Annotated in this window: 7 protein-coding genes; 5 read left to right on the top strand and 2 right to left on the bottom strand. The window is 42.8% G+C overall.

Annotated features, from left to right (window positions below):
- The first annotated feature begins 158 nt into the window (after positions 1-158).
- Together MICAI_RS08665 and adhE are read left to right on the top strand one after the other, a co-directional pair.
- On the top strand, positions 159-3,920 hold the full coding sequence (locus MICAI_RS08665) for a class I SAM-dependent DNA methyltransferase (RefSeq protein ID WP_008200525.1): 3,762 nt from the start codon (positions 159-161) through the stop codon (positions 3,918-3,920).
- Between the two features lie 462 nt (positions 3,921-4,382).
- On the top strand, positions 4,383-7,049 hold the full coding sequence (gene adhE, locus MICAI_RS08670; RefSeq protein ID WP_039899895.1) for a bifunctional acetaldehyde-CoA/alcohol dehydrogenase: 2,667 nt from the start codon (positions 4,383-4,385) through the stop codon (positions 7,047-7,049).
- A gap of 125 nt (positions 7,050-7,174) precedes the next feature.
- On the opposite strand, the gene gloB is transcribed toward adhE, so the two are convergent.
- Entirely contained in the window at positions 7,175-7,948 is a 774-nt protein-coding gene (gloB, locus tag MICAI_RS08675) for a hydroxyacylglutathione hydrolase (RefSeq protein WP_008200528.1), read from the bottom strand.
- 163 nt (positions 7,949-8,111) lie between these two features.
- Between gloB and MICAI_RS08680 the strand changes: the two genes are divergently transcribed.
- Both MICAI_RS08680 and MICAI_RS08685 read left to right on the top strand, forming a co-directional pair.
- Complete coding sequence (locus tag MICAI_RS08680; protein ID WP_008200530.1) at positions 8,112-8,669, top strand: Panacea domain-containing protein; 558 nt, start codon at positions 8,112-8,114, stop codon at positions 8,667-8,669.
- Positions 8,662-9,051, top strand: coding sequence for a hypothetical protein (locus MICAI_RS08685; RefSeq protein WP_008200532.1), 390 nt, complete (start codon positions 8,662-8,664; stop codon positions 9,049-9,051). Before MICAI_RS08680 ends, MICAI_RS08685 begins: the two co-directional genes overlap by 8 nt.
- A gap of 35 nt (positions 9,052-9,086) precedes the next feature.
- On the opposite strand, the gene MICAI_RS08690 is transcribed toward MICAI_RS08685, so the two are convergent.
- Positions 9,087-10,937 carry a polysaccharide deacetylase family protein gene (locus tag MICAI_RS08690; RefSeq protein WP_008200534.1) on the bottom strand — a complete coding sequence of 617 codons (1,851 nt, stop codon included), beginning with the start codon at positions 10,935-10,937 and terminating at the stop codon, positions 9,087-9,089.
- A gap of 540 nt (positions 10,938-11,477) precedes the next feature.
- Here MICAI_RS08690 and MICAI_RS08695 point away from each other — a divergent pair.
- The gene (locus MICAI_RS08695) at positions 11,478-12,629 is read left to right on the top strand and encodes an NAD-dependent epimerase/dehydratase family protein (protein WP_008200536.1); all 1,152 of its coding nucleotides are present in this window, start codon (positions 11,478-11,480) and stop codon (positions 12,627-12,629) included.
- Positions 12,630-12,652: the final 23 nt, after the last annotated feature.

Here is a 12,652-nt window from a genome sequence, read left to right on the forward strand (position 1 = left end):
TGATTTTTTTTCTAAAAACCCTTGACAAATGGCGAGACTTGCTTTAGACTTTTTATATAATGGGAATCCGTGCGCAAATATATATAGGGTTTTTGAGCAAAGATAAGAAAGAAAAAAATAGACTCCAAAACCGGGTTGAGTAGGAAGAGGATAAAGGTATGAAGACAGAAAATTTCTCTCCCCGACAAGCATTAAACAAAGCATTTCTGAGAGTCAAACCGAGTCGTAGTCAGGTAGAGAAGTTTCAAACCCACCTAGAACAACTCTTGGGGAGTATAAACGAGACAGAATCGGAGGAGTTCCATAAAAACCTGCTTGCAGACTTTCTCAAACACAGCTACTACAGTCCCCAACATTTCATCAACACCAAGGGAAGGAATGATTTAGTCATCCATAATGGGAAAGAATCGCGGGATTCCGTGGGGGTGATATTGGAAGTCAAGAAACCCAGCAATAAAAGCGAGATGCTGCGGAGAGACAAACTCAACTGTAAAGCATTACAAGAATTACTCCTCTACTTCCTACGGGAAAGAATAACCGAGAAAAACCTAGAGATAAAACACCTGATTGCTACCAATATATATGAGTGGTTTATCTTTGACGGGAATATCTTCGAGAGACTATTCGCACAAAATCAGGAACTTGTCAGACAGTTTAATGACTTTGAGACGGGGAGACTAACGGGAAAAACCACCGACTTCTTCTACAAACAGATAGGAGAACCCTTCCTGAACTCCATACTCGATTCCCTGACATACACCCATTTTGACTTGCGGGAATACTCCCAAACCATCCGGGAGGACGAACATAACCTTATCAGTCTCTATAAAATCTTTTCTCCCGAACACCTCTTAAAACTCCCCTTTGCGAACGATAGCAACAGTCTCGACAAAAACTTTTATAGTGAACTGCTGCATATCATCGGATTGACAGAGATAAAAGAGGGAGGAAAAAAACTCATCCAACGTCTGCAACCGGCAGCGCGACAACCCGGTTCGCTGCTAGAGAACGCTATCAGTCAAGTGGAGAGTTTAGATAAAATCTCTCGTTTACCCAATCCCGAAGAATTTGGGGAGACGGAAGAGGAGAGACTATTGAATATCGGTTTAGAGTTGGGGATAACCTGGATAAATAGAATCCTCTTCCTCAAACTATTAGAAGCGCAGATAATTAGGTATCATCGGGGGGATAAATCCCTAGGGTTTCTCAATTTAAGCAAAATTGCCGACTATGACGACTTAAATCGCTTATTTTTCAGCGTTTTGGCCAAAAAACAGACAGAAAGAAGCAAAGACATCCAGAATACCCATACTCAGGTTCCCTATCTCAACAGTTCCCTATTTGAACCGACAGACTTAGAACAGTCAACCATAGTCATCAGTAACCTGCGTTCGGAGAATATAGAGATTTTTGCAGGAACAGTCTTAAAGGATAGTCAGGGGAAAAAGCGAACAGGAGAAATCAACGCTTTAGCATACCTATTTGAGTTTCTCAATGCCTACGATTTTAGCAGCGAAGGTGGGGAAGCGATACAGGAGGATAATAAGACTCTTATCAATGCGTCAGTGTTGGGATTAATCTTCGAGAAAATCAACGGATATAAGGATGGTTCCTTTTTCACCCCCGGTTTCATCACTATGTATATGTGTCGGGAAACGATTCGACGCGCAGTGATAGAGAAATTTAACCAGAGTCAGGGATGGGATTGTCAGACAATCGAGGATGTGTATAACCGCATCAAAGATAAAACGGCAGCCAATGCTATTATCAATAGTCTCAAAATTTGTGATCCTGCGGTGGGTTCGGGACATTTTCTTGTTTCTGCTTTGAACGAGATAATCGCGATTAAGAGTGAGTTACAGATTTTATTGGATAAAGAGGGTAAAACTCTCAGGGATTATCGGGTTGAGGTGGTGAACGATGAGTTAATCGTCACCGATGATGACGGTAATCTGTTTGAATATAATCCCCGCAACCGAGAAAGTCAGCGAGTACAGGAGACTTTATTTCAGGAAAAACAGCGTCTGATTGAGGGGTGTCTCTTTGGAGTTGATATCAATCCCAACTCGGTGAAAATCTGTCGTCTGCGTTTATGGATTGAGTTACTCAAGAATGCTTACTACAAAGCAGATAATGAGTTAGAGACGTTACCGAATATCGATATTAATATCAAGGTTGGCAATTCTCTGATTAGTCGCTTTGGGTTATCCAATGATTTACAAGTCTTTTCCCGCAAAAATCGTTTAAGTATCGAGAGTTATAAGGATGCGGTGAGAGTCTATCGCAACGCGGAGGATAAATCGCAAAAGCGCGAGATGGAGAGATTGATAAGTGAGATTAAGAGTAGTTTTCGTCAGACTTTACAGGGAGATAATCCTCTGAAAAAGCGCTTGCGGGGTTTGGAAACGGATTTATATAGTCTAGAGAATCAAATTTTGTTATTTGAGGAGTCACCCAAGGAAAAGAAAGCGCGGGAAAGGAAGATTATTCAGTTAAGGAATGAGATTGATAAGTTACGTCCGCAACTGGAGGAGATTGAAAGCGGTAAGATTTATCATAATGCTTTTGAATGGCGCTTCGAGTTCCCCGAAGTTCTAGATGATAAGGGGAATTTTATCGGTTTTGATGTGGTAATTGGCAATCCTCCTTATATCCGACAGGAGGAACTCAAAAATATTAAACCTATCTTGCAGAAAATTTATCAATCCTATACCGGGATTGCTGATTTATTTGTCTATTTCTATGAGAGGGGTTTACAAATACTCAAAAATAAAGGTTATTTAACTTATATCTCCTCAAATAAATATTTTCGTTCGGGATACGGAGAAAAATTAAGACAACTTCTCAGCAATTCGACGAAAATTTTTAATTTAATTGACTTTGGTGATTTTCCTGTCTTTGAAGAAGCTACCGCTTATCCCAGTATTATCGCTTTAAGTAAAGATAAATGGGATGGCAATCAGTTTAAAGCTTTAGCTTGGGATAAACACAAAGAGCAAAATATCACCCAGTTTGCCACAATTCTAGAACAAGATTATCTGACAATCACTCAAGCTAATTTATCTGCTGATGGTTGGAAATTAGAATCTTCACAAACTTTAGATTTATTGGCTAAATTGCAAAAAGTCGGTACTCCTTTGGGAGAATATGTAAAAGGTAAATTATATTATGGCATTAAAACAGGTTTAAATGAAGCTTTTGTGATTGATAAAATCACCCGCGATAGATTAATTAGTGAACATCCCTCCTCCGAGGAAATTATTAAACCTTTTCTCCGGGGACGAGATGTAAAAAGATGGCGAATAGATTTCGCTGAACAGTATTTAATTAAAATTGAGTCATCGGAAAATAAAAGTCATCCTTGGTCAGATAAAAGTAAAATAGAAGCAGAAGCAATCTTTGCTCAAACCTATCCCGCAATTTATGCAAGATTTCAACAATTTCGGGATAAATTAATTAAAAGAGATGATCAAGGTCGCTTTTTTTGGGAATTGCGTTCTTGTAAGTATTGGCAAGAATTTGAACAACCTAAAATTATTTATCCAAATATATGTAAACGTAACGAATTTACCTTTGAAAATTCTGGTTATTACACTAATCAAAAAGCCTTTATTATTTCCTGTAATGATCTAACTTTACTAGCTATTCTTAATTCTAATGTTCTGATGTTTTTGTTTGAAAAAATACTAGCAAAATTACAGGGTAACTTTTATGAACCGAGTTCTATTTTTATCAAATATTTTCCTATCGCTAGTGCAACAGAAACCCAAAAACAAGCGATCAAATATCTAGTTAAACAATGTTTAGAAGCTAAGGGAAAAGAAGTCAAGGAGTTAGAAAAAGAGATTGACAAAATAGTGTATGAATTGTATGGATTAAGCGAGGAAGAAATCAGGATAATAGAGGGGGAAATAAAATAAATATAAATGTAGGGTGTGTTAGCGAAGCGTAACGCACCCAAAAGCATCCCAAAGGACTAAAAAAAATTTGCTCCCCCTAAATCCCCCTTAAAAAATTTGCTCCCCCTAAATCCCCCTTAAAAAGGGGGACTTAAATTTGATACATTAGTTCTGATGATAAATTCTGTTTTTAATAGTATGATGAACTCCCAATCGAACTTTAAAACCCTTCTCCCATCTCCCCACTGAGTAACGCACAGAAAACGGGTTTCTCCGAGAAACCCGTTTTCTACTCATGCACTCATGCAAAAATGGGAATAAATAATCAGTCTTTAATAACCAGATTTAGTATTACCTAGGATTATTAGTATTCTATAATACCAATGCTTAGGAAACTATAAAGAAAATCCCAAGATTAGGCGAATCCCTTGCCAAAAAACGCTATAGTAGAATAAAATGCCTAATTTTTTCGACAAAATTGTTATGATAGTTACCAATAGACAAGAGCTAGAAGAACTGATACAACAGGTAAAAAAAGCTCAACAACAATTTGCCAACTATAACCAAGAACAAGTAGATCTTATCTTCAAAAAAGCCGCATTAGCAGCCAACAACGCGCGCATTCCCCTAGCTAAAATGGCAGTACAAGAGACAGGGATGGGAGTAATAGAAGATAAAGTGATTAAAAACCATTTTGCCTCAGAAATCATCTACAACAAATATAAACACAGCAAAACCTGCGGCATTATCGAAGAAGATAAATCCTTTGGATTGCAAAAAATCGCCGAACCCGTGGGCATTTTAGCGGGGATCGTACCCACCACAAATCCCACCTCCACAGCCATTTTTAAAGCCCTAATTGCCCTGAAAACCCGCAACGGCATCATTTTTTCCCCCCATCCGCGAGCCAAAGACTGCACCATCGCGGCGGCCAAAATAGTCTTAGAAGCGGCCGTGAAAGCGGGCGCACCGGCCAGTATTATTGGTTGGATAGATCAGCCATCGGTGGAACTTTCCCAAGCATTAATGCAACATCCCAGCATTAATTTAATCCTTGCTACCGGCGGTCCCGGTATGGTAAAAGCGGCCTATTCTTCCGGAAGACCTTCCCTAGGAGTCGGTGCCGGCAATACCCCCGCTTTAGTGGACGAAACTGCTCACATAAAAATGGCCGTTTCCTCGATTATTCTCAGTAAAACCTTTGATAACGGCATGATTTGCGCTTCCGAACAATCGGTAATCGTTGTCGATAGCATCTATGAAGAAGTTCGACAGGAATTTATTGCTCGCGGGGCCTATCTTCTTTCCCCCGAAGAAAGGAAAAAAGTCGTCGGGATTCTCCTAAAAGATGGTCATATCAACCCCGATATCGTCGGACAACCGGTAGAAAAATTAGCCACCATGGCCGGAATTTCCGTTCCCGAAGATACCAGGTTACTAATCGGAGAAGTAGAAAATATTGGCTTAGAGGAACCATTTTCCTACGAAAAACTCTCGCCAATTTTAGCCATGTACCGGGCCAAAGACTTTGAAGATGGGGTCAAAAAAGCCGAAAAACTGGTCTTATTTGCCGGTCGAGGTCATACGGCCGTGCTTTATACCGCACCCTCCAATCGGGAACATATTAAGCACTTTCAAGACAACGTACAAACGGCCCGGGTATTAATTAATACCCCTTCCTCCCAGGGTGCAATTGGTGATATCTATAACTTCCGTCTCGATCCTAGTTTAACCCTCGGTTGTGGCACTTGGGGCGGTAATTCCATCAGCGAAAACGTCGAACCTACCCACCTATTAAATATTAAAACCGTAGCCGAGCGCCGGGAAAATATGCTTTGGTTCCGAGTACCACCAAAAGTATATTTTAAATACGGAGCATTACCCGTCGCTATTCGGGAATTAGCCGGCAAAAAACGGGCCTTTATTGTCACCGATAAACCTCTTTTTGACCTAGGAGTTACCGCAGCTTTAGAGGAGGTTTTAGAAGAAATCGGCATCACGATTAATATCTTTTATGATGTGGAACCCGATCCTTCCCTAGAAACCGTCGAACGGGGGTTAAATGTAATTAATACCTTCAATCCCGATGTAATTATCGCTATCGGTGGTGGTTCCCCCATGGATGCCGCTAAAATCATGTGGCTACTCTACGAGCATCCAGAGATAGAATTCGAGAGCTTGGCCATGCGTTTTATGGATATCCGCAAACGAGTCTATGAATTGCCTCCTTTAGGCGAAAAAGCTCTGATGGTTTGTATTCCCACCACTTCGGGAACAGGATCAGAAGTGACTCCCTTCGCCGTCGTGACCGATCGCCGTAATAATATTAAGTATCCTTTGGCAGATTATGCTCTAACTCCCAGCATGGCCATCGTCGATCCGGAATTAGTGCTGAATATGCCGAAAAAATTAACAGCCTACGGCGGAATTGACGCTTTAACTCACGCTCTTGAGGCCTACGTCTCGGTTTTAGCCTCAGAATATACTAATGCTCTTGCTCAAGATGCCATCCGACTGCTGTTTAAATATCTGCCCAGTTCCTATCATAACGGAGCTAAAGACCCGAAAGCGCGGGAAAAAGTCCATTACGCGGCGACAATGGCAGGAATGGCCTTCGCTAATGGCTTTTTAGGCATCTGTCACTCCATGGCCCACCAATTGGGGGCAATTTTCCACATTCCCCACGGTCTAGCCAATGCCTTGATGATTTCCCACGTCATCCTCTATAATGCCACCGATGCCCCCTTTAAACAGGCCACTTTCTCTCAGTACAAATATCCTAACGTGAAGTGGCGCTATGCCAGGATCGCTCATTCCTTGGGATTGGGAGGAGAAAGCGAGACCGAAAGTGTGGAAAGATTGGTATTAGCGATCGAATGTTTAAAACGGGAAATCGGTATTCCGGCCAGTATTAAAGAGGTAATTCCCGAAACTGAAGCCGAATTTATGGCCAAATTAGACCATTTAGCCGAACAAGCTTTCGATGATCAGTGTACCGGAGCCAATCCCCGTTATCCCCTGATTGAGGACTTAAAAACCCTGTTAATCCAAGCTTATCACGGCAATTTGCCCCTAGAGGTGGCGGTAAATGGTCACGGTGATGTCAGTCTTGCCGATTTGAAGTTAGAGCCGCAACCGTTGAGCTTGTAGGGATAGATTTTGCCTTTGATTCCCCCTACCCCCTGTAGGGTTGATTCATGAATCAACCCTACTTCTTGCCTTTTGCCTATTGCCTTTTGCCTTTCTTCACTGGGAAATTTATTTTGCACGACTACTTAAAAATTATCTTTTTTCCCCCGCAGCCGCGCAAACACTTGTACTGGTTCATTGCTATCCATGGTCATGGCCAAAGCGGGACTATCCCAACGCAAAAAAGGATTAGTCAGCTTTTCCGTCCCCAAAATTGCCGGAATCGTGGGAATATCTTCAGCGCGATGTTTTTCCACTTCCCGATAACGCTGCTGCAAAGCAGCATTATTAGGGTCAACTGTCAAGGCAAACTTTAAATTATTTAACGTATATTCGTGAGCGCACCAAACCCTAGTCTGGTCGGGCAGCGATCGCAATTTGGTTAAAGAAGCCACCATTTGGCCCGGTGTTCCCTCAAATAAACGACCACACCCCCCCGAAAACAGGGTATCACCACAGAATAACTCACCGTAATCTCCGGGGTTAACCGGGGGAAAATAATAGGCAATATGAGCGCGAGTGTGGCCGGGGACAAAGAAAACCTCGGCCCAGCGACCGGCAAATTCCACCCGGTCTCCCTCCTCTAAAAACAGCTGCTGGCCCGGAATGCGACCGCGATCCTCCTTTCCCCCATAAACACAAAGATGGGGATAACGATTAATTAAAGCCTGATTAGCCCCCACATGGTCGCCGTGGTGATGGGTATTGAAAATAGCGACTAAATCCACCTGTAAAGCCTCTAATCGCCTGAAAACGGGTTCAGGTTCCGCCGGATCCACCACGGCCGCGATTTTTTGTGCCGGATCGTAGAGGAGGAAAATATAATTATCGGAAAGGGCGTTAAGACGTTCGATCTCCATGGTAGAATCTTGGGCTAAGGTTTAACTCGATCATACCTATAGCAGCATCTTTGAGAAATCAGGCTAGAAACCTCAACCACTGGGACAAAATCTTAAATATGGCCGATGTAGAATAATAACTATAATAAAAGTGTCATAAAAAAGCAGTGAATTTATAGTAGTTATGACGATCAAATTTCGGTTTCATCCAGAGAAAGCAGTTGAAGCCGCTGCTATACTCTTAAAGCTGCACGGCAAACCGATGAAGTATTTAGGGTTGCTGAAAATGCTCTATATAGCTGACCGTCTTGCTTTAAAAACCATGGATCAACCAATTACTGGGGATAGATATGTATCAATGGATTATGGACCGGTTCTCAGTGGTGTTTATGATTTGATTAAAGGACAGCCCGTGGACTCTGCTTTACCCCTGTGGTCGAAATATATTTCTCCCCGGGATTCTAATTATGTTGACCTGCTGCAATATCCCGGCAATGAAGAACTCTGTGAAGAAGAAGAAATGATTCTTAAACAGGTTTACAAGACTTTTGGCCATCTCAATCCCTTTCTTGTAGCCGAATGGACTCACGATTTACCAGAATGGAAGGATCCCCATGGTTCGGCTATTCCAATTTTAGTGGAGGATGTTTTGCGATCTATGGGTAAAACGGAGGAGGAAATCGAAGATATTAGCCAAGAAGCCCAGCGAGAAGCCTATTTAGATGGAGCTTTACATGGCTAGTCTGGTAGTCAAGCTGGGGGATGCCTTTTTAATCGATACACCCCCTAATAAGCAACATCTCTATATTGCGATCGCAAAGACTTCTGAAAATAGATATTTATTTGTCAATGTTACAACTCGAAGAAGCAGTTCGGAAGCTACTTGTGTGCTTTTGCCCGGCCTTGGTGTCCCGAATTTTATCGTCTGTGAATCCGTGATTGCCTATCAATTTGCCCGGGAGATGGATGCCACGGAATTAGCCAGTTTAATCACTGCGGGTAGTCCGATTCCAAAAGGCTCCTGTTCAGCCACAATTCTCGCACAGATTCAGCAAGGTGGTCTAGTTTCTCGACGGCTGAAAAACAAGTACAAAATTGCCCTGAGAGCTTTCTTAGATACATAGCTTCAGCCGTTTTCTGGTTAACAAGTTTTTGTCCCCTAACTCCCCGCAGGACAGGAATCGGCGAAAATTACGCAGGGAATCCCCACATGACTAACGGGAACAATATCGGGTTCTGTGGGGGGAAATAAAGCGACAACGTGGGGAACGGGACGGGGAGTATAATGCACTTGCGATTGACCCTGATAAGCGAGGGAGGTGCTTGCTCCTGAATCCAACATCACCGCCTCCCGAAAGCCTGCCTGTACTAATAATTCTCCCAAAGCCATCGAATCGATCGGCTCTCTGGAAACCCCGATTACTGGCTGTCCTGCCTGATTAATCCCCCAAAAAGCCCGGTGACGCAGGGCATCAAAACCGTAAAGTGTACCAAAGGACTCTCGCGATTGTGGTTGTCCATCTTTGACTAACCAAGCGGCCGCGACAAAAGCATCCGTCACCTTGAGATCATCTCCGGCCTCCGCTGCGATTCCTTCTAGGGTATTATGACGGGCAGGATCAAAAGGAAGATAACGTACCCATCGCTCAGTAATGATTACTAAAGGACGACCCTCTAACTTGCCGATTTCCCCTTCATATCCCGGGATAAAGCCGCCATTTTGGCTTAAAACCGGCCCGATCATCTGATTTGAGTCCAATTCCTTGAGAGAGAAAAAACCGCCATCTACAGCCGCGATCGCTTCTGTACCGGCGATAATTTCCTCCACTTGATAGCGACTATCAGCGTGGATGGTTTTGGGAATCCCGCCACTAATTAATACAAGTGTATTAGTTGGGAATTCCACTTCCCGTTTTTGGATGGTGGTGGCAAAGTTAAAACCGCCATCGGCACGGGGTAAGGGATCACCTCCCCAAGCTTGCGGGACAACTTCTCGCGTGCGCGATTGCCCAAAGCGTCCAATAGTGAGTAAATCGGGGGATTGTCCAGCAAAATGCTCATCGAGGTCATTCATCGATAAAGCCGCCCGATAACCCGCTTTTTTGACGAATTCCTTCACTCGATCGTCCGCCTTCCCTTCCGGATAGGTGAAATAATTAATCGGAATACCCAATTCTTTTTCTAAGATTTGTTTCGATTGCTTGACTTCTTGCTCTAAATCTGCATCGGATAATAACCTTAAATCCCGGGGATGACTGACACTATGGGAGACAATTTGTACTAGAGGATCGGCGGCCATTTCCTGGAGTTGTTGCCAAGTGACACTGGTTCGGCCGGTTTTTTGAGTCATTTTATTGATATAAATCGAGAAAACGGCGGGATAGTTATATTTTCTCAATAAAGGATAGACATACTGGTAATGTCCCCCATAACCATCATCAAAAGTTAATAAAACCGGTTTAGCGGGAAGGGGGATACCTGTCCGCAGATGGGAAATTAACCAATCGATACTGATAGGAGTTGCCCCGATTTCCTGCAAAAATTGAAAATGTGCCTCTAATTCGCCTGGAGTAACGTCAAAGAATACCTCTTTTTCTGGTAAAATGTCGTGATACATTAAAATAGGTACTTTTGTCTCTTGCGCGCGGGGATGAATTGCCGGCCAGGGGGCCAAATCGATCGCCGTTGCCGAGTTATTTTGCCAATTATCGAGACTAATATCGTTTTTTTGGAGAGATAGGGAAACAATCACGCGATCGGAGAGGTTTTTATAGGTTTTACAGTCAAAAACTCTCGATATATCCTTAAAAGAACTATTTTCTAGAACATAATCCGCGCATTCCGGTTGAAACTCCCTAAAAGGTGCGGGGAGAGAATCACCCCCCACCAGAGCATTAGAACGAGGATAGAGAGAACTTGCCCAAATAATCAGACAAACGACGATAAATGCCAAAAATCCGTATAGGGGAAGGAAAGAAAAGGAAGATTTTTGCCGAGCTTGCCAACGCATAAGATCAAGTAATAAAGTAAAAAGTAAAAAGTAAAAAAGCAGATAGTCCTTGAGTTACCGAAAAAACTGCCTTTTATCTAGATTTTTGGCTTTTGTTTTCTCGTCAGCAAAGCCCACTGATTACAAGCTGAGTTTCTCCATAATTCGTTCCCTTGTCAAGTTTTCTAGAACACCCTCATCAGTTATCAGTTATCAGTTATCAGTTATCAGTTATCAGTGAGCAGTGAGCAGTGGACAGTGGTAATCAGTGAGCAGTTGTCAATAGACTACCTTTATTGATTCTCCCATCTCCCTTCTCCCCACTCCCCTCTCCCCAATTCATAATTTATAATTCATAATTTATAATTTCCCATTCCCCCCACTGATAACTGGTTACTGTTTACTGGACGGCTACGCCGTGCCTTTGGCAACACTGAAAAACCCCACACCCCACACCCCACACCCCACACCCCGCTATATTCACGGGGATTAAACTGGTAAAGCGTGACACAAAACTGCTAGAGTTACCAAAGACGAGTATATAAACTTTACAGATATTGTATGAGAGTTTTGGTTATTGGCGGAGACGGCTATTGTGGTTGGGCAACGGCACTCCATCTATCAAATAGAGGTTACGAAGTAGGCATACTTGATAGTTTAGTTCGTCGCTATTGGGACTTACAATTAGGCTGCGATACCTTAACACCGATCGCACCCATATCTCATCGGATTCAACGCTGGCAAGATCTGACGGGAAAATCGATCGATCTTTTTGTCGGGGATATCAATAACTACGACTTTTTGATTCAATCCCTGCGACAGTTTCAACCGGATGCGATTGTTCACTTCGGAGAACAGAGATCTGCACCCTTCTCCATGATCGATCGCGAACACGCGGTTTTAACCCAAGTTAACAACGTTGTTGGCAATTTAAACATCCTCTACGCGATGAAAGAGGAATTTCCCGAAGCGCACCTAGTGAAACTGGGAACCATGGGTGAGTATGGCACACCTAATATAGATATTGAAGAAGGCTACATCACGATCGAACATAACGGTCGTAAGGATACTTTACCCTATCCCAAACAGCCAGGTAGTATGTACCATCTCAGCAAAGTCCACGATAGCCATAATATCCATTTTGCCTGTCGGATGTGGGGTTTAAAAGCCACGGATCTTAATCAAGGGGTGGTTTATGGAGTCCTCACCGAAGAAACGGGAATGGATGAGATGTTGATTAACCGTCTCGATTACGATGGGGTTTTTGGTACTGCTTTAAACCGTTTTTGTATTCAAGCGGCGATCGGTCATCCCCTGACAGTGTACGGTAAAGGTGGTCAAACGCGAGGATTTTTAGATATCCGCGATACCGTGCGTTGTTTGGAATTAGCGATCGCCAATCCCGCTCAATCGGGGGAATTCCGCGTTTTTAACCAATTTACAGAACTATTCAGCGTCGGTGACTTGGCACTGATGGTTAAAAAAGCTGGTTCCGCATTAGGGTTAAATGTGGAGATTAACCATCTTGACAACCCGCGCATCGAGTTAGAGGAACATTATTTTAAGGCTAAAAACACGAAATTACTCGATCTAGGCCTACAACCTCACTATCTCTCCGATTCTCTCCTCGATTCCCTCCTAAACTTCGCCACCAAGTATAAAAATCGGGTAGATATGAATCATATCCTACCAAAAGTCACTTGGAAACGATAATTTATTAGTAAATGATCAGTTGA

The organism is Microcystis sp. T1-4 (genome assembly GCF_000297435.1).
In the GTDB taxonomy this organism is placed as follows: Bacteria; Cyanobacteriota; Cyanobacteriia; order Cyanobacteriales; family Microcystaceae; genus Microcystis.